Here is a 26,875-nt window from a genome sequence, read left to right as displayed (position 1 = left end):
ATCAAACTCTTCAGTTCAAACATCTTTGGGTTTTTAAGAAACCCTAAACTTGGCTCAGCAATCGTTGGTTACATCTTTGATTTCTCGCGGAGTAACTTGTGATGCTGATAATCTTGTTGACTATCAGTCTGACTCCACAAGCACCCACACGAATTGCTTGATTCAGTTGTTAAAGAGCGGTTGGTTAAGATCTTTCGTCTCAACCGAGGCGCGCATTCTACAGCAGCCTCATTTGCTGTCAAGTGATTATTTTCAGAAGCTTTCGAAGATTTCTTCAACAACTTCAACCACTTGCGCTTCCGATCTCTCGTCAGCGGGAGGCGAATTCTACAGCGTTACACGCTGCTGTCAACACCTCTTTTTCAACTTCCTTTTGGCTTCGATGAGCTGAAGCAACCCGCTGCCGAAACCTACATAACTCATTGTTTACCAAGGAGTTTTCCGTTTCGACTGCGCCGGAAGTGGGGCGAATTATAGACATCCAGAATCTGCCGTCAATGCCTTTCTTCATATTTCTGTCATATAAGTCAGAAAAGCCCCAAAAACGCGAAAGCCGGCCCCGAGGGGCCGGCTTTCAGCTTGCCTTAAGACAAGCTAGGGAAAGCAAATTGCGACGCTTCATGGCTGGCCCGCTGCGGCCAGCGCTGGGTGATCGCTTTGCGACGGGTATAGAAACGCACCCCATCCGGCCCATATGCATGCAGGTCACCAAACAGCGAACGCTTCCAACCACCAAAGCTGTGATACGCCACCGGCACGGGCAGAGGAACGTTCACGCCGACCATGCCCACTTCAATCTCGTCACAGAACAAACGCGCCGCTTCACCATCTCGGGTAAAGATACAGGTGCCGTTGCCATATTCGTGATCGTTGATCAGCTGCATCGCCGCTTCCAGGCTATTCACCCGCACAACGCACAGCACGGGCCCAAAGATCTCTTCCTTATAGATACGCATCTCTGGCGTCACACGATCAAACAGGCTGCCACCGAGGAAGAAACCCTCTTCATGTCCGGCAACACTCAAGCCACGACCATCAACCACCAGTTGGGCACCCGCCGACACGCCGTCTTCTATATAGCCACTGACCTTGTCTCGGGCTTGCCCTGTCACCAGCGGCCCCATATCCAGGCCGCAGGAAGTGCCCGCACCGATTTTCAGCGCCTTGACCTGCGGCACCAGTTTGGCAATCAACGCATCCGCTACCTGGTCGCCCACGCACACGGCTACCGAGATCGCCATGCAGCGCTCACCGCAAGAACCATAAGCAGCGCCCATCAACGCGCTGACGGCGTTATCCAAATCCGCATCCGGCATCAGCACCGCATGGTTCTTCGCACCACCCAGTGCCTGCACGCGTTTGCCACGCTTGGTCGCTTCCGAATAGATGTACTCGGCAATCGGCGTCGAACCCACGAAGCTCAACGCTTTCACTTCCGGCGCTTCAATCAGCGCATCCACTGCGCCCTTGTCGCCGTGCACCACACTCAGCACACCTTTAGGCAGACCGGCTTCCTGCAAAAGCTGCGCGATCAACAGTGTGGAGCTCGGATCACGCTCCGATGGTTTCAGGATGAAACAGTTACCGCAGACAATCGCCAGCGGATACATCCACAACGGCACCATCGCCGGGAAGTTGAACGGCGTAATGCCAGCGACTACGCCCAGTGGTTGAAAATCCGACCAAGCATCAATATTCGGTCCTACGTTACGGCTGTACTCGCCCTTCAGAATTTCCGGCGCAGAGCACGCGTACTCGACGTTTTCGATCCCCCGCTTCAGTTCACCCGCGGCATCTTCCAAGGTCTTGCCATGCTCTTCGCTGATCAACTGCGAGATACGCGCTTCGTTCTGCTCCAGCAATTGCTTGAAACGAAACATCACCTGGGCACGCTTGGCCGCTGGAGTATTACGCCAGGCCGGGAACGCCGCCTTGGCCGAGTCGATTGCCTGTTGAATGGTTTCACGGCTGGCCAACGGCACTTGGTGGATCACCTGGCCGGTGGACGGGTTGTACACGTCGGCACTGCGACCGCTGTCGTTGACCAACTCACCGTTGATCAAATGCTGGATAAGGCTCATGCGGGGCTCCTGAAAAGTTGTTCTATATAGAAGGAGAAATCAGTCGATCTTGTTCAGCACTTCGCCGACCGCATCGAACAGGCGATCCAGGTCCTGTGGCTTGCTGTTGAAGGTTGGCCCGAACTGCAGGGTGTCACCGCCAAAACGCACATAGAAACCGGCTTTCCACAAAGCCATGCCGGCCTCGAATGGGCGCACGATCGAATCGCCGTCACGCGGGGCAATCTGGATCGCACCGGCCAGGCCGTAGTTGCGGATATCGATCACGTTCTTGCCGCCCTTCAGGCCATGCAGCGCATTCTCAAAGTGCGGTGCGACCTCAGCGACGCTCTGCACCAGGTTTTCCTTCTGCAACAGGTCCAATGCCGCCAAGCCGGCGGCGCAGGCGACAGGGTGCGCCGAGTAGGTGTAGCCGTGGGGGAATTCCACCGCGTACTCGGGCGTGGCTTGGTTCATGAAAGTCTGGTAGATCTCGCTGCTGGCAATCACCGCACCCATCGGGATCGCGCCGTTGGTGACTTGTTTGGCGATGCACATCAGATCTGGGGTCACGCCGAAGCTGTCAGCACCAAACATCGAACCGGTACGGCCGAAGCCGGTGATCACTTCGTCAAACACCAGCAGGATGTTGTGCTGGTCGCAGATCTCACGCAGACGCTTGAGGTAACCCTTTGGCGGGACCAGCACGCCCGCAGAACCTGCCATTGGCTCGACAAAGACAGCGGCGATGTTCGATGCGTCATGCAACTCGATCAGCTTGAGCAGCTCATCCGCCAGCGCGATACCGCCCTGCTCCGGCATGCCACGGGAGAAGGCGTTGCTCGCCAGCAAGGTGTGCGGCAGATGGTCAACATCTATCATCGCCTGACCAAACATCTTACGGTTGCCGTTAACGCCGCCCAGGCTGGTGCCAGCGATGTTCACGCCGTGATAACCACGGGCGCGACCGATCATTTTGGTCTTGGTCGCCTGGCCTTTCAGACGCCAGTAGGCCCGCACCATCTTCACCGCGGTATCGGCACACTCGGAGCCGGAGTCGGTGAAAAACACATGATTCAGGTTGCCAGGGGTCAGGTCAGTGATCTTTTCCGCCAGTTGGAAGGACAACGGATGACCGTATTGGAAGCCTGGCGAATAGTCCAGAGTGCCCAATTGCTTGGCCACCGCTTCCTGGATTTCCTTACGGGTATGCCCGGCGCCACAGGTCCACAGCCCCGACAACGAGTCGTACACCTTGCGCCCCTTGTCATCGGTCAACCAGCTACCCTCGGCCGCCACGATCAGGCGCGGGTCACGCTGGAAGTTACGGTTGGCGGTGTACGGCATCCAGTGCGCGTCCAGCTTCAATTGGCTGGCCAGGGACGATGGGGCGTTTTCGGGCATGTTCATCAGCAAAACCTCGCGGGGCAAAAGGCAGCGTCGGGATTGAAAAGCGTTGTTGCAGCTAAATTGCCATGGCGATAAAGTCGGTGAAATTCAACTCTTCTAACCTTCAGTCAGGCCTTCACTAAACTATGAGCAGCCGTCGACCCGATCCCCTGGCTCAAGTCAGCGACTTCGATATCCGCCTGCTGCGCATCTTTCGCAGTGTGGTCGAATGCGGCGGCTTCTCAGCGGCGGAAACCGTGCTGGGCATCGGGCGCTCGGCGATTAGCCAGCAAATGAGCGATCTCGAACAACGGCTCGGATTAAGACTGTGCCAACGCGGCCGCGCCGGCTTCTCGCTGACCGAAGAGGGCCGCGAGGTCTACCAATCCGCCCTGCAACTATTAAGTGCCCTGGAAAGCTTCCGCACCGAGGTCAACGGCTTGCACCAGCACTTGCGCGGCGAGTTGATCATCGGCCTCACTGACAACCTCGTCACCCTGCCCCACATGCGCATCACCCATGCGCTCGCACAGCTCAAAGAGCGCGGACCGGACGTGCAAATCCAGATCCGCATGATCGCCCCCAACGAAGTCGAGCAAGGCGTACTCGACGGCCGCCTGCATGTGGGCGTGGTGCCCCAGGCCAGCGCCCTATCGGGATTGGAATACCAGCCGCTGTACAGTGAGCGTTCACTGCTCTACTGCGCCGTTGGGCACCCACTGTTCTACGCCGACAACAAGCAGTTGGGCGACGCACGCATCGATGCCCAAGACGCGATCGCCCCAACCTTCCGCCTGCCCGCCGAGATTCAGGCCCATTACCAGGCCCTCAACTGCACCGCGAGCGCTTCGGACCGCGAAGGCATGGCCTTCCTGATTCTCACCGGCCGCTATATCGGCTACCTGCCCGACCATTACGCCAGCCTGTGGGTACAACAAGGACGACTGCGTGCGCTGAAACCGACTACACGTTTTTACGATTTAAGCCTCGCATCGGTCACGCGCAAGGGCCGACGCCCCCATTTGGTGCTGGAAAGCTTCCTGGAAAGTCTCGCGGCAACCCGCTAACTCGGCCTAGCAGCTAAAAGCTGAGCAGTTGGACAGCTTTTTGCAATAACCCAAGGACATAGACCTTGAGTTTGCCCGCCATGCCACCAGAAACGTCCAACAGCAGCGACCTGATCTACGGCCTCAACGACCGCCCAAAACCTGCCCCGGCTTTTCTCGCCGCACTGCAACATGTGCTCGCTGCATTTGTCGGCATCATCACCCCGCCGCTGATCATCGGCTCCACCCTGGGCCTCACTGCCCATTTGCCCTACCTGATCAGCATGGCGCTGATGGTCTCCGGCGTAGGCACCTTCATTCAGGCGCGTAGGCCATTTGGAATCGGCGCCGGGATGATCTGCCTGCAAGGCACCAGCTTTGCGTTTCTCGGTGCAGTGCTATCGGCCGGATTCCTGGTGAAACAACGTGGTGGCAGCCCGGAAGACATCATGGCGATGATCTTTGGGGTGTGCTTTTTCGGCGCTGTAGTGCAGATCGTGCTGAGCCGCTTTATCGGCCAGTTGCGTCGAGTCATCACGCCCTTGGTGACCGGGATTGTCATCACCCTGATCGGCATCAGCTTGATCAAGGTCGGTATCACTGATCTCGGCGGCGGCTTCAACGCCCCCGACTTCGGCGCGCCCACCAACCTTGCGCTGGGCGTGTTCGTCGTTTTGACGATCATTCTGCTCAACCGCTCCAACACACCTTGGGTACGCCTCTCGGCCATTATCATCGGCTTGGCCCTCGGCAGTCTCGCCGCCTGGTTCAGCGGCAAACTCGTGCCTCAAGCCCTGCCCGACCTGCCTCTGGTCAGCCTGCCCATTCCGTTTCGCTTCGGTTTCAACTTCGACTGGAGCGCTTTCCTGCCGATTGCGCTGATTTATCTGATCAGCAGCATCGAAACCGTCGGCGACCTCACCGCCAACTGCATGATCGCCCGCCAGCCCATCAGCGGCCCTTCTTATATAAGCCGGCTTAAAGGTGGCGTACTCGGCGATGGCGTGAGCTGCATGATCGCTGCGACATTCAGCGCCTTCCCTAACACCACCTTTGCGCAGAACAACGGCGTGATCCAACTTACCGGCGTGGCCAGCCGTTACGTCGGCCTATACATCGGCGTGGTGCTGTTTTGCCTCGGCTTGTTTCCATTGATTGGCGCGATACTGCAACAAATCCCCAAACCCGTATTGGGCGGCGCCACCCTGGTGATGTTCGGCAGTGTGGCCGCCGCCGGCGTGCGCATCCTTGCCCAGGCACCGTTGGACCGGCGTAGCATGCTGATCATCGCCACCTCGTTTGGCGTCGGCCTGGGCATCGCAGCGCAACCGAACCTGCTGCACCTGATGCCGACGCTGGTACAAAACCTGTTCGACTCCGCCATCACCAGCGGCGGGTTGACCGCGATTGTGTTGTGCCTGTTATTACCCGAAGCCAAAGCAACTGCGACTGCCGCAAACCACACTCCGGAAAGCGACACCCTGGAACCGCTTTGACGGTTTTATTGCATCAGGACTTGTCTGAGGCTTGAGGGTGGGTTATCTGTGCACACGTCGTCTCTATCGATCAGCACGGAAACCTCCATGAGCCTCGAAGTTCCTGCCCACAGCAACCACGCCGGTAAGCCCGCCAGCCGCATTCGGCAAAAGAACGAACAAGCGATTCTCCAGGCTGCTGAAGATGAGTTCGCGCGCCATGGCTACAAAGGCACCAGCATGAACACCATCGCTGCCAGTGCCGGGTTGCCCAAGGCCAACTTGCATTACTACTTCACCAATAAGCTGGGCCTGTACATTGCGGTGCTCAGCAACATCCTCGAACTGTGGGACAGCACCTTCAACACGCTGACCGCCGAAGATGACCCGGCCGTCGCCCTCACCCGCTACATCCGTACCAAGATGGAGTTTTCGCGCCGCCAACCCCAGGCCTCGCGAATTTTCGCGATGGAAATCATCAGCGGCGGCGAATGCCTTACCGAATATTTCAGCCAGGACTACCGCGCCTGGTTCAGTGGCCGCGCGGCAGTGTTCCAAGCCTGGATAGACGCCGGCAAGATGGACCCGATCGACCCCGTGCACTTGATCTTCCTGCTGTGGGGCAGCACCCAGCACTACGCCGACTTCGCCACCCAGATCTGCCGCGTCACCGGTCGCACCAAGCTGACCAAGCAGGATATGGAAGACGCCGGCACCAACCTGATCCACATCATTCTCAAAGGCTGTGGCGTCAAGCCCGCCTATTAAACGAAGCGACTTATGCCTTTCACGCTCACCGGCCTTTGCGAGTTTCGTGAAGAAATACGCAAAAGCCGATTCATTACCCTCGCCGGCCCCATCACCAGCCCACAAGATGCCCAGGCGTTTTTCGAGCAGCACAGCGACTTGAACGCCACGCACAACTGCTGGGCCTGGAAGCTCGCTGACCAATACCGCAGCAATGACGACGGCGAACCCGGTGGCACCGCTGGACGGCCGATTCTGGCGGCCATCGAGGCACAAGGGTTTGATCAGGTCGCGGTGCTGGTAATTCGCTGGTACGGCGGCATCCAATTGGGCACCGGCGGCCTGGCCCGCGCCTACGGCGGAGGCGCCAATAAATGCCTGCAAAATGCCGAACGCATCGAACTGATCAGCCGCGTGCCCTTGAGTTGCGCCTGCGCTTTCGCCGAGCTGAACCTGGTTAAACTGCGCGTCGCTGAACTGGGCGGGCTGGTGGTCGAAGAAACCTTCACCGCCAACGGCGTCGAGTTGCAGCTCGCCTTGGGCGAAGCACATATCGATACCCTGCAAATTCAACTCGCCGACCTCAGCCGTGGGCGTATCCTGCTACAACGCTGAACACCCTGAACCGCGACTCTAAAAGGAAGCTTTTCATGTCTACGCCAAAAACCGCATTGATCATCGGCGCCTCGCGCGGACTGGGCCTTGGCTTGGTCAAGCAACTATTGCAGGACGGTTGGGACGTGACCGCCACCGTGCGCGATCCGAGCAAGGCCGATGCCCTGAAGGCCGTCGGCCCAGTAAAGATCGAAAAACTCGACATGGACGACCAGCAAGCCGTGATCGCCCTGAGCCAACGCCTGAAGGAACGGACCTTCGACCTGCTGTTCGTCAATGCCGGCGTCAAGGGCCCCGCCAATCAAGAGCCGGGCCACGCCACCTTGGCAGAAGTCGGCCAACTGTTCTTCACCAACGCCGTAGCGCCGATCAACCTGGCCCAGCGTTTTGTCGGGCAAATCCGTAAAGACAGCGGCGTATTGGCCTTCATGAGTTCGGTACTGGGCAGCGTGACCATCCCCGACGGCTCCGACCTGGCGCTGTACAAAGCCAGCAAGGCGGCACTCAACTCCATGACCAACAGCTTTATTACCCAGCTGGGCGACCATAAGTTGACCGTGCTGTCGTTGCACCCAGGCTGGGTGAAGACCGACATGGGCGGTGAAAACGCACACATCGATGTCGACACCAGCGTGCGCGGCCTGGTGGACCAGGTGAACGCCTACACAGGCAAAGGCGGCCATCATTTCATCGATTACAAAGGCGACACCATCGCCTGGTAAAACCCTGAGGATCGTTATCGACCGATTGCCGTCGGTAACGATCCGCGCGTAGACTGCCCCCTCGCCTTTACCGGCGACCCTGGATCAGCAGACAGGGCAACACTGAGCTGGCAAACCTGAACCCATCATTCAGAGGAGCCGGCCAATGCCTGCGACCCGTATCTGGTTAAAAAACCCCCTCGCGATTTTCACGGCCAACGGCCTCGACGCTCGTGGCGGCCTGGTGCTGCAAGACGGTGTGATCAGCGAAGTGCTGGCCCAAGGCCAAGAACCCGCGCTGCCCTGCGCCCAAGTGTTCGAGGCGCGTGAGCATGTGGTCTTGCCGGGGCTGATCAACACTCACCACCACTTTTATCAAACCCTGACTCGCGCCTGGGCGCCGGTGGTCAATCAGCCATTGTTTCCCTGGTTGAAAACCCTGTACCCGGTCTGGGCACGACTCACCCCGGAAAAGCTCGCTCTCGCCAGCAAAGTCGCATTGGCCGAATTGCTGCTCTCGGGCTGCACCACAGCGGCGGACCACCACTACTTGTTCCCCGACGGCCTGGAAAACGCCATCGACGTACAAGTGGAAAGCGTCCGCGAGCTGGGCATGCGCGCCATGCTCACCCGTGGTTCCATGAGTTTGGGTGAAGCCGACGGCGGCCTGCCACCGCAACAGACGGTGCAGCAGGGCCAAGTCATCCTTGAAGACAGTCAGCGTCTGATCCGCGAATACCACCAGCGTGGTGACGGCGCGCAAATCCAGATCGCCCTGGCGCCCTGCTCACCGTTTTCCGTCACCCCGGAAATCATGGAAGCCAGCGCCGAACTGGCCAACCGCCTGGATGTACGCCTGCACACCCACCTGGCCGAAACCCTCGACGAAGAAGATTTCTGCCTGCAGCGCTTCGGCCTGCGCACCGTGGACTACCTCGACAGCGTCGGCTGGCTCGGCCCACGTACCTGGCTGGCTCATGGCATTCACTTCAACCCGGATGAAATTGCGCGCCTGGGCGCTGCAGGCACCGGCATCTGCCATTGCCCAAGCTCGAACATGCGCCTGGCGTCCGGCATCTGCCCGACCCTGGACCTTCTCGCGGCCGGCGCGCCTATCGGCCTGGGTGTGGACGGTTCCGCGTCCAACGACGCGTCGAATATGATCCTTGAAGCGCGCCAGGCTTTGTACATCCAGCGCCTGCGTTACGGCGCGGAAAAGATCACCCCGGAAGGCGTGCTGGGCTGGGCAACCAAAGGATCGGCGCAGTTGCTGGGCCGTACGGATATCGGTGAATTGGCCGTCGGAAAACAGGCCGACCTGGCGCTGTTCAAGCTAGACGAGCTGCGCTTCTCCGGCAGCCATGATCCGATTTCGGCGCTGCTGTTGTGCGGCGCCGACCGTGCGGACCGGGTGATGATTGCAGGCAAATGGCGCGTGATCGACGGCCAGGTCGAAGGCCTGGACCTGAAAGGCCTGATCGCCGATCACACCCAGGCCGCGCGGCAATTGATCGCTGGCTGATTACAACCCCAACAGCGACAGCATGATAAAGGTCGCAAACAGCACGAAATGGGTCATCCCTTCGATGGCGTTGGTTTCGCCATCGTTGAGGTTGATCGCACTGACGATCAGCGTGATAAACACCATCACCGTTTGTACCGGCGTCATCGCCATCTGGAACGGCTGGCCGGTGTAGAGCGCCATTGCCTCCATCACCGGCACCGTCAGGATCACCGTCGACAGCGAAGCACCCAACGCAATGTTGACCACCGACTGCATGCGGTTGGCCAACGCGGCGCGCAATGCCGTCAGAATCTCCGGCGCTGCCGAAATGGCCGCGACCACAATCGCCGTAATCACCGGCGGCGCCCCCGTGCCTTCCAGGCCAAGGTCCAGGGTCTTGGACATCACCTCGGCCAGCGCACCGATCACAATCACCCCAAACACCAGGGTACCAATGGAGAACGCCAGGTTGACCGGCGGCGCCTGCTCGTCTTCCGGCAACTTCTTGCGGCGTTTTTCCGGGTAGCTGTAGCTGAAGAAGTAACTGTGCGGCCCAACCTGCATGCGCAGGAACAGGGTGTACAACACCACCATCGCGCCAATGGTGAAGGCCGAATAGATTTTCCAGTCGGCTTCGGGGATGAATTCCGGCACCACCATCGACACACCCATGGCGGTGAGGATCATCACGCTGTAGGTGCGGGCCGAATCATCGTTGTAGGACTGTTCGCCATGCTTGATGCCGCCCATCAGCGCTGCCAGGCCGAGGATGCCGTTGATATCGAGCATCACCGCCGAATAAATGGTGTCCCGTACCAGGGTGGGCGACGGCTCGTTGCTCATCATGATCGCCAGGATCACCACTTCCACTAGCACGGCGGCGAGGGTGAGGATCATGGTGCCGTAGGGGTCACCGACCTTTTCCGCCAGTTGCTCGGCATGATGGGCCACGCGCATCGACGCCACCACGATAAAACCGATCAGCACCACGCCGGCCAACAACGCCGTGATCTGCCCGCTGTGCAGCATCCAGTGCTCCAACGGGTAGGCGGCGATGGCAGCAATCAGCGCCAGCAGCATGAATTTTTCTTGCTTGAGAGATGTGAGCATTCCGGGCCTTTTAGTGCGGCAAATCAGTCATTGATGGGGTACAGACTGCGTCACGCCGCTAACGTTTCGTTACACCTTAGTTCACGCGGCCCTTGCGCGAATGCAACGAAAACGATCCTGCTGGTCAGGTTTTGCCGATTATTTCGGCCATGGCCTGTAGAATGCCGCCATTGCACCTGATGAGAATTTAGAAAATGTACGATTGGCTCAACGCCCTGCCCAAGGCTGAACTGCACCTGCACCTGGAAGGCTCGCTGGAGCCTGAGTTGCTGTTTGCCCTTGCCGAGCGCAACAAGATTGCGCTGCCGTGGAACGACGTCGAAACCCTGCGCAAGGCTTATGCCTTCAACAACCTGCAAGAGTTTCTCGACCTGTATTACAAGGGCGCCGATGTGCTGCGCACCTCCCAGGACTTCTACGACCTGACCTGGGCCTACCTGCTGCGTTGCAAAGCGCAGAACGTGATTCACACCGAACCCTTCTTCGATCCGCAGACCCACACCGACCGTGGCATCCCGTTCGAAGTAGTGCTCAACGGCATCGCTGCCGCATTGAAAGATGGCGAGCAGCAACTGGGCATCACCAGCGGCTTGATCCTCAGCTTCCTGCGCCACCTGAGCGAAGCTGAAGCCGAGAAAACCCTGGACCACGCTCTGCCATTCCGCGATGCGTTCGTGGCCGTGGGCCTGGACAGCTCGGAAATGGGTCACCCACCGAGCAAGTTCCAGCGCGTGTTCGACCGTGCCCGCCACGAAGGTTTCCTCACCGTGGCCCACGCCGGCGAAGAAGGCCCGCCCGAGTACATCTGGGAAGCCATCGACCTGCTGAAAATCCAGCGCATCGACCATGGCGTGCGCGCTATCGAAGACGAGCGCCTGATGCAGCGCATCATCGACGAGCAGATCCCGCTGACCGTGTGCCCGTTGTCCAACACCAAGCTGTGCGTGTTCGATGACATGGCCCAGCACAACATCCTCGACATGCTTGAGCGTGGCGTAAAGGTGACGGTGAACTCGGATGACCCGGCGTACTTCGGCGGTTATGTCACCGAGAACTTCCACGCGCTGTACACCTCGCTAGGCATGACCCAGGACCAGGCCAAACGCCTGGCGCAGAACAGCCTGGATGCGCGCCTCGTAAAGCCATAACTGAGTAGAAAAGGATTGGCCATGTCATACAGACATGGCCAATCGGGTGATTTCCCTGTGTCCTGCGGCGTTGACCCGTAAAGCCTGGGAGTCATTGATCACGCTGATCCAATTCGACTGTAGAAACAGTTGCAACAACCCCGCTCCCAACGCACCGCCCAGGTGAGGTTGGGGCTGGCTCCAATCGAAACAATTACACACCAGCGGCGACGCCAGGGCTTGGGTAAAAATCCCCAGGTTTGCCAGGCGCTGCGCGCCCTTGACGGTGATATCGGCGCGCTGCTCATGGCACTCTATCCAACACGCGTCCAAAAGATGCTGATACAGCTGCGCCCCCAATTCCCCGCCGAGGTGGCCATGGCACAACCGCGCATGGCGTAACAACGCCGGGGCAACCAAGGCCGGCGTTAAAGCCTGCGGCCCACGGCGTGCGGCGCACGCCATGGTGGTCCTGGCCAAGGCATCAATAGCGGCGCTGACATCAGGCGCCGCGACACGGAACAAGCGCTTGCCACGCTGGGCTTCGACTCGCAGCACGCCACTTGCCGTCAGTCGCGCCAGATGCGCGTTGGCAGAGGTCGGTGACAACCCGGCAAGTGCTGCCAACTCGACGGGCGACTTGGCCGAGCCATCCATCAAGGCCCACAGCATGGCGGCACGTTTGGGTTCGGCGAGCAAGCTGGCGATCTGACTGATGCAAGGTGCAGCTTCCATCTTTTCACTCCCTGTCGATTTATTTTTCTGCTGAGGTAGGCACCAAAGTATAGGGGCGCAAACCGCCGGTTCCATCGCGTCTGACAGCGTAGAGAGGGACAGGAGCTGAGTGAATTTTCCTACTTTGATGGAGTCCGTTACGTCGCACTGGATCGCACTGGCAATTGGGCGGTCAATGTCGTACAGCGGGACACGAGCATTTCCCGCAGCAGATTGATGGGCTTGCTCAGTTGCGCACGATGGGCACACAACAGATTGAGCGGCGTGCGCTCACCCCGCAGCTCCGGCAGGATAAGCCGCAAGCGCCCGGCCAGCACGTCGGTACTCACATCCAGCCAGGACTTGTAGGCAATGCCCACACCCGCCACCGCCCAGCGGCGGACCACATCGGCATCGTCACTGAAGCGGTCGCCGGTGACGGTCAGGCTGATTTCGCGCTTGCCATCGTAAAAGGTCCAATGATCGTGGACCCGGCTGCCAAGCATGTACAACAGGCAATTATGCTGGGCCAGTTGCTCCAGGTGCCGAGGCTCGCCATAACGTGCGAGATAGCTGGGAGAGGCACACAGCACACGCACATTGTCTGGGGCGATGGGCAGCGCGATCAGGCTGGAGTCCTCAGGCTCACCATAGCGCAAGGCGATATCCACCGGCTGGCGGAACAGATCGGCAATCCGATCACCCAGCAACAGCCGCACGGTGAGTTGCGGGTAGTCACGCTGGAACTCATCCAACCACGGCAATAGCTGATTGCGCCCGAAATCCGACGGAGCCGACAATTGCAGCACACCGCTGACATGGTCCTGCCCGCTGGCCAATAAGCGTCGCCCTTCATCCAGCGAGCTTAAGGCCGCACGGGCATATTCCAGGAAGCCCTCGCCTTCGGCCGTCAGGCGCAGGCTGCGAGTGGAACGCGCCAGCAAGCGTGTACCCAGTTGCTGTTCGATCCGCTTGAGTGCCGCACTCGCCACCGCAGGCGACAGGTCCATCACCCGTGCCGCAGCGGACAAGCTGCCAAGGTCTGCCGCACGCACAAACAACTGCAAATCATCAAAACGCAGCATGCACTTGCACTCATTATCAAAGTTTTGTTGAAACAGACTGCTGTTTTAGCGGGTTTTATCTGCGCAGGAAATAGCCAATCATCTCTGCATCCGTTAATCACGTGTCTGGAGTTGAATATGACCACCGCCTTTAACGTCATCGCCACGCTGATCGCCAAACCCGGCCAACAGGCCACCCTGGAAACCTTGCTGCGCGGCCTGTTGGAACCCACTCGCCTGGAGGCCGGTTGCGAGCAGTACGACCTGCACCAGGATCTGCAACACCCCGAAACCTTCTACATGCTCGAACGCTGGAGCGACGACGCGGCGCTGGCCGACCACGACCAGAGCGCACATATCCAGAGCTTTCGCGCCAAGGCCGCTGATGTGCTCGAACACTTCGAGCTCAAGCGCCTGAAATTTCTCGCCTGATCCCGCCTTTTCTGGAGCCATCATGAAAGCCATTGCTTACTACGCCTCACTGCCGATCAACGATCCAAACGCCCTGCAAGACATCGAACTGCCTGCGCCTGTCGCCGGCCCGCGTGACTTGCTGGTGGACGTCAAAGCCATCTCGGTCAACCCGGTGGACACCAAGGTTCGCCAGAACGTCGCCCCGGAAAATGGCGCCGCCAAGGTACTGGGCTGGGATGTGGCCGGTGTGGTCAAGGCCGTCGGCAGCGACGTGACGCTGTTCAAGGCCGGCGACAAGGTGTTCTACGCCGGCTCCCTGGTGCGTCCAGGCGGCAACAGCGAGTTGCACACCGTGGATGAGCGCATCGTCGGGCATATGCCGAAAAGCCTGGGTTTTGCCGAAGCCGCCGCGTTGCCGCTGACCGCCATCACCGCCTGGGAATTGCTGTTCGAACGCCTGCAAGTGCAGGAAGGGACACAAGACCTAGGCCAGAGCCTGCTGATCGTCGGCGCTGCCGGTGGCGTGGGGTCGATCCTGACCCAACTGGCCAGCCAGCTCACCGCCTTGAAAGTGATCGGCACTGCTTCGCGTCCGCAAACCCAGGAGTGGACCAAGGCCCTTGGCGCTGACCTGGTGATCGACCACAGCCAACCGCTGAGCGAAGCGCTGAAAGCCGCTGGCCATCCGCAAGTGACCCACGTCGCCAGCCTGACCCAGACCGATCATCACTTGGACCAGTTGGTGGAGGCCTTACAACCCCAAGGCAAGCTGGCGCTGATTGACGATCCCAAGGCGCTGGACGTCAGCAAACTCAAGCGCAAGAGCCTGTCGCTGCATTGGGAGTTCATGTACACGCGTTCGATGTTCGAGACCCCGGACATGATCGAACAGCACAACCTGCTCAATCGCGTAGCCGAACTGATCGACGCCGGCACCTTGAAAACCACGGTGGGTGAGCACTTCGGTGTGATCAATGCGGCGAACCTGCGCCGTGCCCATGCACTGCTGGAAAGCGGCAAGGCCAAGGGCAAGATCGTGCTGGAAGGCTTCTGAAAAAATAGCTGTCAGGGTCGTCCATTATTCATGTAAGTAATGGACGACACCGCTAGTCAGACAGTTGACCTTTGTCATATCTCTGAGGGTATTCGGGTTTATATTGGCCGCCTTTGCCACGATTCTTTTACGTGAGGAAGTCAGCAATGAAAATCCTGATAAAAGCGTTAGCAAAATCCGCAGGCAATAAATGGCAAGTCCGTCTCGACCAGGACGCCTTCACCTTCCGCACCGAGGCAGAGGCCCGTGCCTTTGCCGACACCCTGCAAGCCCGTATCCAGGCGCCCCACCGTTTTCCAAGCAGCCAGCAACGCTCCGCCGCTGGCTGATCCGCTGTTCAGACCTGCGCCTGCAAGGCCCGTTTGCGTTGCAGGCGCTGGGTCGACATTGCGATCGTCACCGCCAACACACCGCACAAGCTGATGACCATCGCCATCGGCATCGCCGTGCCGTCGTGCAAAACTCCGACCAACGACGCCGCCCCCGCCGCCACGCCAAACTGAATGCAACCGAGCAACGCCGAAGCGCTACCGGCCCGTGCACCCTGCCCGCTCATGGCACAGGCCGAAGTATTCGGCAAAATGCAGCCCAGGCTGGCGATGCAAATAAACAGCGGCACCAGTAACGGCCACAACGCATCGGTGCGCAGCGCCGCGATACCCAGCAAGCTCAACGCGGCCAGCAGGTAGACCCACACACTGCGCGACAACAGGAACGCCGGGCCACGCTTGGACAGCAACCGCGCGTTGACCTGCGCCACCAGGATAAAGCCCGCAGCGTTGGAGCCGAACAGCCAGCCGTAATGCTCGGCAGGCACGCCGTAGAGCTGGATGAAGACGAAAGGTGAACCGGCGATGTAGGCAAACATCCCGGCAATCGAGATACCACCGGTGAGGGCATAGCCGAGGTAGACCCGGTCCGACAGCAGCGCAGCATAGCGACGCAGCGACCCGGACAACGGCTGGCGCGGCTGATGGGCCGGGAAGGTTTCCGGCAGCCCGACGGCCACGGCGATGGCCGCCATCACGCTGAAGATCGACAGGGCGAGGAAAATCGACTGCCAGCCCCATATTCCCACCATCAGTCCACCGGCCAGCGGTGCAAGGATCGGCGCGAGGCCTGTGACCAGCATCAACTGGGAAAACACTTTGGCTGAGCCGACCGCGTCGCATTTGTCACTGACCACTGCGCGGGAGATCACCATGCCAGCGCAGCCACCAAGGGCCTGCACAAAACGCGCGCCGATCAGCCATTCCAGGGAAGGCGCAAAGGCGCAGGCAAATGAAGCCAGGGTAAACAGCGTGACCCCACTGAGCAGCGGGCCGCGTCGGCCAAAGCGGTCAGCCAGTGGGCCATAGATCAATTGGCCGATGGCCAGGCCACCGAAATACACCGCCAGGGTCAGTTGGATGTGTTTTTCGTCGGTCGCGAAGGCCTTGGCCATGGCCGGGAAGCCCGGCAGGTAAAAATCGATCGCCAAGGGCGCGAAGGCGCTCAAGGCACCCAGAATCAGGATTATGCGGAGGTTCATCGGGCACCCAAGTGAGACGGCAGCCCGATAGTCTAGCCGCGCTTGGGTGCATTGAACACGATAGCTCGCTAACTATTTACCTGTATCAGGCAAGCTTGGCGCTGTAGCCCTCTTCGGTGATCGCCTCGATCACCTGTTCGGCAGACAAGCGGCTTTCGACGCCCACTTCCTTCGCGGCCAAGTCGACCTTCACACTGGCCGCCGGATCCTGGCTCTGCACTGCCTGGGTCACCGCTCGAACGCAATGGCCGCAGGTCATTCCTTCAACGCTGAATACTTGCATGACATGACTCCTTTGATGAGGTTGGACCCAGTCTCGACCTTGCCACGATGGCAAGGTCAAGTTCCGGAAATTTCTGCCGGGCTAGTATTTGGCCGCTTCAAAGGCCAAGCTTCACCCATCTTTGATTCACACCACGGAGCATTCGCCATGCGCTGGTCGTTTTTTGCCCTTGCTGGCCTGATGAGCTTGTCGGCCGCTGCGCCCCAAGCCTTCGCCGCAGAAGACTATGCGGTGCTGATCATTTCCCGGGAACGCCTGGAAGTGCCGACCAACTGCGAAATCGGCCTGTACCTGAATGACCAACTCGCGGGTAGGCTGTTCCAGGAACAGGCCACATCGTTCAACTTGCCGGCGGGCAATCTTTCGTTGCGCCTGAAGCTGCTGCCAGGCCAATCCCCTGGCTGCCTGCCGGGGATGTTGGCGCCGCCAGCGCAGAACATCACGCTCAAGGCCGGTGACGTGCGCAAATTGCGCATTGCCCAGGGCCCGGATGGGATGTACCTGAAAGCTGCCGAATTGGAATATTAAAGACGCTTGACCTTCCCCACAGGTCAAGGTTGATCCTAGGGGCAACTTCTCTTGGAGGACTGCCCCATGAATGGATCCACCACCTTTGACCTGCCGATCAGCGGCATGACCTGCGCCAGCTGTGCCGGCCGGGTCGAGCGGGCGCTGGGCAAGGTGCCGGGGGTGCAAAGCGTCAGCGTCAACCTGGCCAATGAACGCGCCCATGTCGAAGTGCTCGGCCAGATGGACCCCGGCGTGTTGATCGCAGCCGTCGACAAAGCCGGCTATACCGCCACGTTGCCCCAGAGCGAAACCGCCACCGACGCGGACCAAGCCCAGCGCCTGCACCGCGAACGTTGGTCGCTGATGCTGGCGATCCTGCTGGCATTGCCATTGGTGCTGCCGATGCTGGTGGAACCCTTCGGCCTGCACTGGATGCTGCCGGCATGGGCACAATTCGCCCTGGCCACCCCCGTGCAGTTCATCTTTGGCGCACGCTTTTATGTCGCCGCCTGGAAAGCCGTGCGTGCCGGTGCTGGCAATATGGACCTGCTGGTGGCGATCGGCACTAGCGCCGGTTATGGCTTGAGTATTTATGAATGGCTCACCGCGCATCCCGGCATGGCACCGCACCTGTACTTCGAAGCCTCGGCGGTGGTGATCGCCCTGGTGCTGCTCGGTAAATATTTGGAGAGCCGCGCCAAGCGCCAGACCGCCAGCGCTATCCGCGCCCTGGAAGCCTTGCGTCCGGAGCGGGCGATTCGGGTGATTGAGGGCCGTGAAGAAGATGTCGCCATCAATGCCCTGAAACTCAATGATCTGGTGGTGGTAAAACCCGGCGAACGCTTCCCGGTGGACGGTGAGGTGGTCGAGGGGCAGAGCCATGCGGACGAAGCCCTGATCAGTGGCGAAAGCCTGCCCGTGCCAAAACAACCCGGCGATAAGGTTACCGGCGGCGCCATCAACGGCGAAGGCCGGCTGCTGGTGCGCACCCTGGCCCTCGGTGCCGAAAGCGTACTGGCGCGGATCATCCGCCTGGTGGAAGACGCCCAGGCCGCCAAGGCTCCGATCCAGAAACTGGTGGATAAAGTCAGCCAGGTCTTCGTCCCGGCCGTGCTGGTGCTGGCGTTGGTGACTGTGGTGGGTTGGTGGCTGTATGGCGCGCCCTTGGAAACGGCAATCATCAATGCCGTCGCGGTCTTGGTGATCGCCTGCCCTTGCGCGCTGGGCCTGGCCACGCCAACTGCGATCATGGCCGGCACGGGTGTTGCCGCGCGCCACGGTATTCTGATCAAGGATGCCGAAGCCCTGGAACGCGCTCATGAAGTGAGCGCGGTGGTCTTCGACAAGACCGGCACCCTCACCTCCGGCGCGCCGAAGATTGCGCACTTGGCAGCCGTGGATGGCAACGAAACCTTGCTGCTGCAACAAGCCGGAGCGTTGCAACGTGGCAGTGAGCACCCGCTGGCAAAGGCCGTGCTGGACGCCTGCAAGGAACAAGGTCTGACAGTGACGGACGTGACCGCCAGCCAATCCCTGACCGGGCGTGGCATCGCCGGCACGCTGGACGGCCTGCAACTGGCTCTGGGCAATCATCGCCTGCTGGAAGAAAGCGGCTTGAACGCGGGCCATCTGGCCGACTCCGCCAAGGCTTGGGAGGCAGAAGGCCGCACCTTGTCCTGGCTGATCGAACAAGGCGCACAACCCCGAGTGCTTGGACTGTTCGCCTTTGGCGACACGCTCAAACCCGGTGCGCTGGAAGCAGTGGAGCAACTCAAGGCCCAGCACATCAGCAGCCACTTGCTCACGGGTGATAATCGCGGCAGTGCCCGCGTGGTGGCCGAGGCATTGGGCATCGACGATGTGTACGCGCAAGTACTGCCTGCCGACAAAGCCGCCACCGTCGCCGAGCTGAAAAAAACCGGGGTTGTCGCAATGGTCGGCGACGGCATCAACGACGCCCCGGCCCTGGCCGCCGCCGATATCGGCATCGCCATGGGTGGCGGCACCGACGTGGCCATGCACGCCGCCGGTATCACCCTGATGCGCGGCGACCCGCGCCTGGTACCTGCGGCACTGGAGATCAGCCGAAAGACCTACGCCAAGATCCGCCAGAACCTGTTTTGGGCCTTTGTGTATAACTTGATCGGCATTCCGCTGGCCGCCTTTGGCCTGCTCAACCCGGTACTGGCCGGCGCGGCGATGGCCTTGTCCAGCGTCAGCGTGGTGAGTAATGCGTTACTGTTGAAGACGTGGAAGCCCAAGAACCTGGAGGATCAGCGCCCATGAACATCGGCCAAGCCGCACGCCAGAGCGGGTTGAGTGCCAAGATGATTCGCTACTACGAATCCATCGGCCTGCTCAAAGCCGCGCATCGCACCGACAGTGGCTATCGCGTGTACGGCCAGGATGACTTGCACACCCTGGCGTTTATCAAACGCTCGAGGGATCTGGGGTTTTCATTGGAAGAGGTCGGCAAGCTGCTGACCCTGTGGCAGGACCGGCAACGGGCCAGCGCCGATGTAAAGGCGTTGGCACGCCAGCATATCGATGAGCTGAACCAGAAGATTCTTGAGCTGGGACAACTGCGCGATACCTTGCAGGACCTGGTAGAGCACTGCCAAGGCGATCATCGGCCGGATTGCCCAATCCTCAAGGAATTGGCGTCCGGTAGCTGTTGCGCCTGAGAGAGTCTATCTGAATACATACAAACCAAATGTGGGAGCGGGCTTGCTCGCGAATGCGGGGTGAGAGTCGATACATTTGCTGACTGATCCACCGCATTCGCGAGCGAGCCCGCTCCCACATTTTTAGATCTCCATGTATCTGGAGATCACTGCATCCACGGCGGTGGCGGTGGCTCGTCCGGCACCTTGCTCGATGGCGCATCATCCGCCGCGCGGATCGCCTGGCGACGCTCTTCATCCAACCGCGCCGCTTCGATCTCGCGGATCACACCGCCGACATCCGCCAGCTCTTCCGGCTCGTCGAACTCGCCGGTCAATACACTGGCCGGGTGCAGGGTGCCGGCTTCGTAAAGCGCCCACATCTCCTTGGCGTACTTGGTCTTCTTCAACTCCGGAGCAAAGCGCCCAAAGTAGGAGGCCATGTTGCCTACGTCCCGCTCCAGCATGCTGAAGGCGTGGTTGTTGCCCGCCGCATCCACCGCCTGGGGCAGGTCGATGATCACCGGACCGGTAGGCGTGAGCAGCACGTTGAACTCGGACAGGTCACCGTGCACCAGGCCGGTACACAGCATCAGCACGATCTGGGAAATCAGGAAGGCGTGGTATTCGCGCGCCTGGTCCGGTTCCAGCGTGACGTCGTTCAGACGCGGTGCTGCATCACCATACTCGTCGGCCACCAGTTCCATCAGCAGCACGCCTTCGAGGAAGTCGAACGGCTGGGGCACGCGAACGCCCGCACCGGCCAGGCGGAACAACGCCGCCACTTCGGCGTTCTGCCAGGCATCTTCGGTTTCTTTCTTGCCGAACTTGGAGCCCTTGGCCATGGCCCGGGCCTGCCGGCTGTTACGGACCTTACGGCCCTCCTGGTATTCGGATGCCTGACGAAAACTTCGTTTGTTCGCCTCCTTGTAAACCTTGGCGCAACGCAATTCGTTGCCGCAGCGCACCACATAAACAGCTGCTTCTTTACCACTCATGAGTGGGCGCAGCACTTCGTCGACCAGACCGTCTTCGATCAGGGGTTCAATGCGTTTAGGAGTCTTCATCAGCTTTTATTGTGGGTCCTTTATTACCAAATACGCGTATGGCACTCGTTATACGGCAATCAGCGCGTCGGTGGGAGGGGCTACCGACCGTTGATCACTTAAGAATGCAACCAATAGGCCAGTTTCAGCGCTCTATGATCGCTGTAACCCCTTGCCCGCCCGCCGCACAGATGGATATCAGCCCGCGGCCTTTGCCCTCCGCATCCAGCAACTTGGCCAGATTGGCGACGATACGCCCACCCGTGGCGGCAAACGGGTGCCCGGCGGCTAGGGAGCTGCCTTTCACATTGAGCCGGCTACGGTCGATAGCACCCAAGGGTGCGTCGAGTCCCAGGCGTGTCTTGCAGTAGTCCGCGTCTTCCCAGGCCTTGAGCGTGCACAACACTTGGGCAGCGAAGGCTTCGTGAATCTCGTAGTAATCGAAGTCCTGCAGCGTCAGACCATTCCTCGCCAGCAAGCGCGGCACCGCATACACCGGCGCCATCAGCAGGCCTTCGGCGCCGTTGACGAAATCCACTGCCGCCGCTTCGCCATCGCGCAAGTACGCGAGGATCGGCAAACCGCGCTCTTTAGCCCAGGCTTCACTGCCCAAGAGCACCAGCGAGGCGCCATCGGTGAGCGGCGTGGAGTTGCCGGCGGTGAGCGTGCCCTTTTCGCTGCGCTCGAAAGCGGGCTTGAGGGTCGCGAGTTTTTCCAGAGTCAGGTCGGGCCGCAGGTTGTTGTCGCGGGTCAGGCCCAGAAACGGGGTGAGCAAATCGTTATGCCAGCCTTCGGCATAGGCGGCGGCCATTTTCTGGTGGCTTTCCAGCGCCAGCTGGTCCTGCTCGGCGCGGGGAATTTGCCAGGTCTGCGCCATCAATTCGCAGTGTTGCCCCATGGACAAACCCGTACGTGGTTCGCCATTGCGCGGCAGTTCCGGCTTGAGGTGATGGGGACGAAGTTGTAACAGGACTTTTAATTTATCCGCCACGGATTTGCTGCGGTTGGCCTGCAGCAGGATCTTGCGCAGGCCTTCATTCACCCCGATCGGAGCGTCGGAGGTGGTGTCCACCCCGCCAGCAATCCCGCATTCAATCTGACCCAGGGCGATCTTGTTGGCCACCAGCAACGCCGCTTCCAGACCGGTGCCGCACGCCTGCTGGATGTCATAGGCCGGCGTTTGCGGCGACAGGCGCGAGCCCAGCACGCACTCGCGGGTGAGGTTGAAGTCGCGCGAATGCTTGAGTACTGCGCCAGCGGCCACCTCACCCATGCGCAGGCCGTGCAAGTTGTAGCGTTCGATCAGGCCTTCCAGGGCGGCGGTCAGCATGGCCTGGTTACTCGCCGTGGCGTAAGAGCCATTAGAGCGAGCGAAGGGAATGCGGTTACCGCCGATGATCGCCACACGGCGCAATTGAGTCATGGAAAGCTCCCTGAAGGTTGTGGGTGGAATCATTCAGCCTAGCCTAGGCTCAATCGAACGACTGCCGCCCCGGGGTGGTCAACCCTTTGAACCCCAGCCTTCGGAGAGCGTTCCATGTCTGACCGTTATATCGACTTCGCCAACTCAAGCCTCGGCCATCGCCTGGTCGCCGCCATTGGCCTGCCGTCACCGGTACGCCTGGAACGCTGGCAAGCCGGGCGCCTGCGTCCGGTGGAAGGTGCTTTGCTGCTGGGCGGCGGCGCGCTGGCGGGCAACGTGCAGGCGTTTGCCCACAAGCTCACCGACGCGATTTATACCTACGGCGCGCAGACGTCGACGTGGATCCCCGGTCACGGTCCCAAGCTCAAGGCCGTGGTGTTCGACGCCAGCGACTTGCAGCACACCGATCAACTCAAGCAACTGCGCGAATTCTTCCAGCCGCTGCTGAAAAACCTGGATAACAGCGCCCACCTGGTGATCCTCGGCCGCGCGCCGGAAAGCCTCAGCGACCCCTTCGCCGCCAGTGCCCAGCGCGCCCTGGAAGGCTTCAGCCGCTCGCTGGCCAAGGAACTGCGCAATGGCGGCGTGCTGCAATTGCTTTATGTGGGCGACGGTGCCGAAGACCAACTGGAAGGCGCGCTGCGCTTCTTCCTCTCGCCCAAAAGCGCGTATATCTCGGGGCAAGTCATTCGCCTGGAGGCTTGCGCCACACCCGTCGAGGACTGGACGCGGCCCCTGGCCGGGCGCAAAGCGCTGGTCACTGGCGCAGCCCGAGGCATCGGTGCCTCCATCGCCGAAACCCTGGCCCGCGACGGCGCCGAAGTGATTTTGCTGGACGTGCCCCAGGCCAAGGCCGACCTTGAAGCCCTGGCCGCGCGCCTGGGGGCACGCACTGTCGCACTGGATATCTGCGCTGCAGATGCCGCCAGCCAACTGGTCGAACACCTGCCTGATGGCCTCGACATTCTGGTACACAACGCCGGGATCACCCGCGACAAGACCCTGGCCAACATGACCCCGGAGTACTGGGACGCGGTGCTGGCGGTCAACCTCAATGCGCCGCAGGTACTGACCAAGGCGCTGCTCGACAGCGGCACCCTGCATGACAACGCCCGCGTGGTGTTGCTGGCGTCGATCAGCGGCATCGCCGGCAACCGTGGGCAGACCAACTACGCCGCAAGCAAAGCGGGATTGATCGGCCTTGCGCAGGCCTGGGCACCGCTGCTTCAGGAGCGCGGCATCAGTATCAACGCCGTGGCGCCCGGCTTTATCGAAACCCAGATGACTGCGCATATTCCGTTTGCCTTGCGTGAGGCCGGACGACGCATGAGTTCGCTGGGCCAGGGCGGCCTGCCGCAGGACGTCGCCGAAGCAGTAGCCTGGCTCGCCCAACCGGGCTCCGGGGCGGTTAGCGGCCAAGCGCTGCGAGTGTGTGGGCAAAGCCTCTTGGGAGCATGAACATGCAATGGAAGACGCTAGGCACTACACCATTCCTGCTGCCGTTGTATTGGCGCGCCGCGCTCAAGCGCAAGATCACCGGCAACATATTGTCCGAGCAGGGGTTGCGCTGTCGGGTGAGCATCAACTTCGAGCAAGTAGCGGCGTACCGCAAGGTCTGCGGTTTTGCCGACAGCCCGATCCTGCCGGCGACTTATCCGCATATCCTGGCGTTCGGGTTGCAGATGCAGTTGCTCACCGACGACAGTTTTCCCTTCCCGTTGCTGGGGTTGATTCACCTGAGTAACCGCATCCGTATCCATCGCCCGCTCGGGGGTGTGAGTGAGTTGTCCATCGCTGTCCACACGCAGAACCTCAAGCCCCATCCCAAGGGCGCGACCTTTGATCTGATCACCACCGTCGAGGACTCCCTCGGCCTGCTGTGGGAAGCCGAAAGCCGCATGCTTTGCCGGGGCGTAAAGCTCGAAAGTGAACCCGAGGATGACGCCCAGCCTTCCCCCACTCAGGTCAGCGAACTGACCCGCTGGAAAGCCCCCGCCGATATCGGCCGCCGTTATGCGCGGGTCTCCGGCGACTACAACCCGATCCACCTCAGCGCCCTCACTGCCAAGCTGTTCGGTTTTCACCAGGCCATCGCCCACGGGCTGTGGAACAAGGCGCACACCCTTGCCGCCCTCGGCGAACACCTGCCCGCCGCCAATATCGAGATCAGCGTCGAGTTCAAAAAACCCGTGCGCCTGCCCGGTGAAGTGACGTTGTTGACCAGCGCCGCCGGCTCCAGCGGTGAGTTGTGGTTAAAAGGCGCGGGCGATATTGAACATATGGTAGGCAAGTGGTGGCCGATCGCCTGAAAGAAACCGGTTAATTGTATATATACACCCTAAGTAATAGCGGACTTTTTCACGTCCGCTTTTTTATTCAAGCCATTGATTCAAAACGCATATACATCTTGATACATCCTTGCCTTATACCCTTGGTATTAGTTACTTAACCGGTACACCCGTGCCGTATATAAATCGTTAATACCAAGTAGAGCATTGAGCGAACGCACCGCCGGGGCTGTGATAGCCATACGGACAAACACATTGCTACCCCGAGAAGTAGCGAGTGTTTGAAGACAACCAAGGTTGTACAGGTGCAAGGAACTCAATCATGAAAACTCAAGTCGTGTTTTGGAAAGCAAGTACCGCGCTGGCCCTGGCCGTAGCACTGGCACTCGGCGGCTGCAGCAGCGGTGGTGGTGGGCACAAATCCAGCGTGGCATCGTCCTCACCCGATGCGGGTGCAGGAACAGGTGGCGGCACTGGCGGTGGCACAGATGGCGGCACCGGCGGCGGTACGGGTGGCGGTACGGGTGGCGGTACGGGTGGCGGCACAGGTGGTGGCACCGGTGGCGGCACAGGTGGTGGCACCGGCGGCGGTACGGGTGGCGGCACCGGCGGCGGTACGGGTGGCGGCACCGGCGGTGGTACTGGTGGCGGCACAGGCGGTGGCACCGGCGGCGGAACAGGTGGTGGTACGGGTGGTGGCACGGGTTCGACAACCACTCCCCTGGTGACTGGCCAGATTGCCGGCACTCTGGGCGGTACTGTCGGTAACGTGGGCGCTGCGGTCGGCGACCTTGGCGACACCTTGAACAACGTTCCCATCGTTGGCACTACGGCTGGCGGTCTCGTCACTGCTACCGGCAACGCCGTCACCAGCATTGGCACTGGCGTCAATGCCGGACTGGGCTCTCTGGGTACCAACAGCAACTCCCTCGGCATTACCGTCGCGGGGGTCGGTAACGGCGTTGCCGACCTGGGCGACGGTCTTTCGACGACCGGCAAATCCCTGTCGACCACACTGGGCGGCATTCCGGTGGTGGGTGGTTTGACCGGCGGCGTAGGCGGTGCTGCCGGCGGCGTGGTCGATAAGGTGGGCCAGACCGTCACCATGCTCGGCGATACCTTGAGCACTGCCAGCACCACCGGGCCGTTGGGTTCTCTCACTAACACGGTCGGCGGTAAAGTGTTGGTGCCTGTGGTCTCGCTGGTGGAAAACACCACGGGCAACCTCGGCAAGGCCACCGGTCTTGGCAACCCGGTCAATGGTCTGCTGGATAAAGTCGGCTCCACTGTGACCGGCCTGGGTGGTCAGGTTGCCAGCGCAGGGGGTACCGGCAACCCGGTGACCAATATCGTGGGCGGTGCATTGACCGGCGTCGGTGGCGTGCTCGACAAGTCCGGCGGCTATGTCGCCCCAGCGGGCGGCGCTTCGAAACCCGGCCTGCCTGAGTTGGTGGGTGGCCTGGTCGCCAACGTCGGTAATGGCCTGAATGCCGGCAACACCAATGGCACCGTGAGCGCGGCAGGCGTGACCGGTGGAGCATTGGGTGGCACTGTCGCTTCTCTCGGCACAATCATTGGCGGCAATGGCGTCGCCAATACTGCAGCGACGTCGCCCGTTGCCGGCTTGGCGACAAACGTCGGCGCGGCCGTTAACCCAGTGACCTCCGGTGTCGCCAGCCTGACGCAAAACATCGGAAACACCACGGGCATCGGCGCTCCGGTCAATGGCCTGGTGACTCAAGTCGGTGGCGCCGTCAGCGGTATCGGTGCCAACCTGACGGCGGCCAACGCCAACCCGATCACCAATGCCCTCGGCGGCACCGTCAGTGCGGTGGGCAGTACCGTAGGCTCGGTCGGTGGGTTGGTCACAGGCGGTACCGGCACCAGCGGCGGTCTGCTTGGCGGACTGAACGTAGGCGCCAACGCCTCGGCGGGTGGCAGCGCGAATGCAAATACCGGCGGCGGCCTGGGCGGTTTATTGAACGGCCTGACCGGCAAAAAATAGAATTGCACCTGGCCGATTAGACGGCCTCCCCTACAGCGCCTACGCTTGGTTGAGACGAGAGACCCCAATAAGTCTCTCGTCTTTTTTATGGGGCCTGGAACATGCC

General features: G+C 60.6%; 25 protein-coding genes. 16 read left to right on the top strand and 9 right to left on the bottom strand.

Going from position 1 to position 26,875, the window contains the following annotated elements; genetic code table 11:
• Positions 1-584 precede the first annotated feature (584 nt).
• On the bottom strand, positions 585-2,081 hold the full coding sequence (locus U367_RS0102685; protein WP_028615623.1) for a CoA-acylating methylmalonate-semialdehyde dehydrogenase: 1,497 nt from the start codon (positions 2,079-2,081) through the stop codon (positions 585-587).
• Positions 2,082-2,120: 39 nt separating this feature from the next.
• Positions 2,121-3,470, bottom strand: a complete 1,350-nt coding sequence (locus U367_RS0102680) for an aspartate aminotransferase family protein (protein ID WP_028615622.1) — start codon at positions 3,468-3,470, stop codon at positions 2,121-2,123.
• Between the two features lie 125 nt (positions 3,471-3,595).
• On the opposite strand from U367_RS0102680, the gene U367_RS0102675 reads away from it, so the two are divergent.
• The 6 genes from U367_RS0102675 to U367_RS0102650 all read left to right on the top strand — a co-directional run bounded on the left by U367_RS0102675 (position 3,596) and on the right by U367_RS0102650 (position 9,555).
• Entirely contained in the window at positions 3,596-4,516 is a 921-nt protein-coding gene (locus U367_RS0102675) for a LysR family transcriptional regulator (protein WP_028615621.1), read from the top strand.
• An 80-nt stretch (positions 4,517-4,596) separates the two neighbouring features.
• Positions 4,597-5,991 carry a uracil-xanthine permease family protein gene (locus tag U367_RS0102670; RefSeq protein ID WP_028615620.1) on the top strand — a complete coding sequence of 465 codons (1,395 nt, stop codon included), beginning with the start codon at positions 4,597-4,599 and terminating at the stop codon, positions 5,989-5,991.
• A gap of 87 nt (positions 5,992-6,078) precedes the next feature.
• Positions 6,079-6,738, top strand: coding sequence for a TetR/AcrR family transcriptional regulator (locus U367_RS0102665; RefSeq protein WP_028615619.1), 660 nt, complete (start codon positions 6,079-6,081; stop codon positions 6,736-6,738).
• A gap of 12 nt (positions 6,739-6,750) precedes the next feature.
• Positions 6,751-7,332: an IMPACT family protein gene (locus tag U367_RS0102660; RefSeq protein ID WP_028615618.1), complete on the top strand. Its 582-nt coding sequence runs from the start codon at positions 6,751-6,753 to the stop codon at positions 7,330-7,332.
• A gap of 35 nt (positions 7,333-7,367) precedes the next feature.
• Positions 7,368-8,054: an SDR family oxidoreductase gene (locus U367_RS0102655; protein ID WP_028615617.1), complete on the top strand. Its 687-nt coding sequence runs from the start codon at positions 7,368-7,370 to the stop codon at positions 8,052-8,054.
• 145 nt (positions 8,055-8,199) lie between these two features.
• Positions 8,200-9,555, top strand: coding sequence for an 8-oxoguanine deaminase (locus tag U367_RS0102650; RefSeq protein ID WP_028615616.1), 1,356 nt, complete (start codon positions 8,200-8,202; stop codon positions 9,553-9,555).
• Here U367_RS0102650 and U367_RS0102645 read toward each other — a convergent pair whose 3' ends face one another.
• A complete protein-coding gene (locus U367_RS0102645) occupies positions 9,556-10,647 on the bottom strand; it encodes a calcium:proton antiporter (protein ID WP_016977045.1) in 1,092 nt (363 codons plus the stop codon).
• Positions 10,648-10,841: 194 nt separating this feature from the next.
• Here U367_RS0102645 and U367_RS0102640 point away from each other — a divergent pair, with 194 nt between their 5' ends.
• Positions 10,842-11,795 carry an adenosine deaminase gene (locus U367_RS0102640; protein WP_028615615.1) on the top strand — a complete coding sequence of 318 codons (954 nt, stop codon included), beginning with the start codon at positions 10,842-10,844 and terminating at the stop codon, positions 11,793-11,795.
• A 24-nt stretch (positions 11,796-11,819) separates the two neighbouring features.
• Here the strand turns inward: U367_RS0102640 and U367_RS0102635 are convergent, their stop codons facing one another.
• Together U367_RS0102635 and U367_RS0102630 are read right to left on the bottom strand one after the other, a co-directional pair.
• Entirely contained in the window at positions 11,820-12,509 is a 690-nt protein-coding gene (locus U367_RS0102635) for an ArsR/SmtB family transcription factor (protein ID WP_028615614.1), read from the bottom strand.
• 137 nt (positions 12,510-12,646) lie between these two features.
• Entirely contained in the window at positions 12,647-13,573 is a 927-nt protein-coding gene (locus U367_RS0102630) for a LysR family transcriptional regulator (RefSeq protein WP_028615613.1), read from the bottom strand.
• Between the two features lie 117 nt (positions 13,574-13,690).
• On the opposite strand from U367_RS0102630, the gene U367_RS0102625 reads away from it, so the two are divergent.
• The 3 genes from U367_RS0102625 (at position 13,691) to U367_RS0102615 (ending at position 15,349) form a co-directional block, all read left to right on the top strand.
• Entirely contained in the window at positions 13,691-13,984 is a 294-nt protein-coding gene (locus U367_RS0102625; protein ID WP_028615612.1) for a putative quinol monooxygenase, read from the top strand.
• Positions 13,985-14,006: 22 nt separating this feature from the next.
• Positions 14,007-15,020: a zinc-binding alcohol dehydrogenase family protein gene (locus U367_RS0102620; RefSeq protein ID WP_028615611.1), complete on the top strand. Its 1,014-nt coding sequence runs from the start codon at positions 14,007-14,009 to the stop codon at positions 15,018-15,020.
• A gap of 146 nt (positions 15,021-15,166) precedes the next feature.
• The gene (locus U367_RS0102615) at positions 15,167-15,349 is read left to right on the top strand and encodes a hypothetical protein (RefSeq protein WP_016977039.1); all 183 of its coding nucleotides are present in this window, start codon (positions 15,167-15,169) and stop codon (positions 15,347-15,349) included.
• An 8-nt stretch (positions 15,350-15,357) separates the two neighbouring features.
• Here the strand turns inward: U367_RS0102615 and U367_RS0102610 are convergent, their stop codons facing one another.
• Positions 15,358-16,551 carry a multidrug effflux MFS transporter gene (locus U367_RS0102610; protein WP_028615610.1) on the bottom strand — a complete coding sequence of 398 codons (1,194 nt, stop codon included), beginning with the start codon at positions 16,549-16,551 and terminating at the stop codon, positions 15,358-15,360.
• A gap of 85 nt (positions 16,552-16,636) precedes the next feature.
• Positions 16,637-16,834 (bottom strand): heavy-metal-associated domain-containing protein, encoded by a 198-nt coding sequence (locus tag U367_RS0102605; RefSeq protein WP_016977037.1) that lies wholly within the window; start codon positions 16,832-16,834, stop codon positions 16,637-16,639.
• 147 nt (positions 16,835-16,981) lie between these two features.
• Here U367_RS0102605 and U367_RS0102600 point away from each other — a divergent pair, with 147 nt between their 5' ends.
• The 3 genes from U367_RS0102600 to cueR all read left to right on the top strand — a co-directional run bounded on the left by U367_RS0102600 (position 16,982) and on the right by cueR (position 20,028).
• Positions 16,982-17,362, top strand: coding sequence for a hypothetical protein (locus U367_RS0102600; protein WP_028615609.1), 381 nt, complete (start codon positions 16,982-16,984; stop codon positions 17,360-17,362).
• A 66-nt stretch (positions 17,363-17,428) separates the two neighbouring features.
• Positions 17,429-19,630 carry a heavy metal translocating P-type ATPase gene (locus tag U367_RS0102595; protein WP_028615608.1) on the top strand — a complete coding sequence of 734 codons (2,202 nt, stop codon included), beginning with the start codon at positions 17,429-17,431 and terminating at the stop codon, positions 19,628-19,630.
• Positions 19,627-20,028, top strand: coding sequence for a Cu(I)-responsive transcriptional regulator (gene cueR, locus U367_RS0102590; RefSeq protein ID WP_028615607.1), 402 nt, complete (start codon positions 19,627-19,629; stop codon positions 20,026-20,028). Before U367_RS0102595 ends, cueR begins: the two co-directional genes overlap by 4 nt.
• A gap of 146 nt (positions 20,029-20,174) precedes the next feature.
• Here cueR and U367_RS0102585 read toward each other — a convergent pair whose 3' ends face one another.
• Positions 20,175-21,074, bottom strand: a complete 900-nt coding sequence (locus U367_RS0102585; protein WP_028615606.1) for a PA4780 family RIO1-like protein kinase — start codon at positions 21,072-21,074, stop codon at positions 20,175-20,177.
• 124 nt (positions 21,075-21,198) lie between these two features.
• A complete protein-coding gene (locus tag U367_RS0102580; RefSeq protein WP_028615605.1) occupies positions 21,199-22,476 on the bottom strand; it encodes an acetyl-CoA C-acetyltransferase in 1,278 nt (425 codons plus the stop codon).
• Between the two features lie 114 nt (positions 22,477-22,590).
• Here U367_RS0102580 and U367_RS0102575 point away from each other — a divergent pair, with 114 nt between their 5' ends.
• The 3 genes from U367_RS0102575 to U367_RS0102565 all read left to right on the top strand — a co-directional run bounded on the left by U367_RS0102575 (position 22,591) and on the right by U367_RS0102565 (position 26,769).
• Positions 22,591-23,934, top strand: coding sequence for a 3-oxoacyl-ACP reductase (locus U367_RS0102575; RefSeq protein ID WP_028615604.1), 1,344 nt, complete (start codon positions 22,591-22,593; stop codon positions 23,932-23,934).
• 2 nt (positions 23,935-23,936) lie between these two features.
• Positions 23,937-24,785, top strand: a complete 849-nt coding sequence (locus U367_RS0102570; protein ID WP_028615603.1) for a MaoC family dehydratase — start codon at positions 23,937-23,939, stop codon at positions 24,783-24,785.
• 301 nt (positions 24,786-25,086) lie between these two features.
• Positions 25,087-26,769 carry a collagen-like triple helix repeat-containing protein gene (locus U367_RS0102565; protein ID WP_028615602.1) on the top strand — a complete coding sequence of 561 codons (1,683 nt, stop codon included), beginning with the start codon at positions 25,087-25,089 and terminating at the stop codon, positions 26,767-26,769.
• Positions 26,770-26,875: the final 106 nt, after the last annotated feature.

This window comes from Pseudomonas canadensis (assembly GCF_000503215.1).
Taxonomy (GTDB): Bacteria; Pseudomonadota; Gammaproteobacteria; order Pseudomonadales; family Pseudomonadaceae; genus Aquipseudomonas; species Aquipseudomonas canadensis.
Note: the sequence above shows the minus strand (reverse complement) of the source record. Positions and strands in the feature narration are given on the sequence as shown.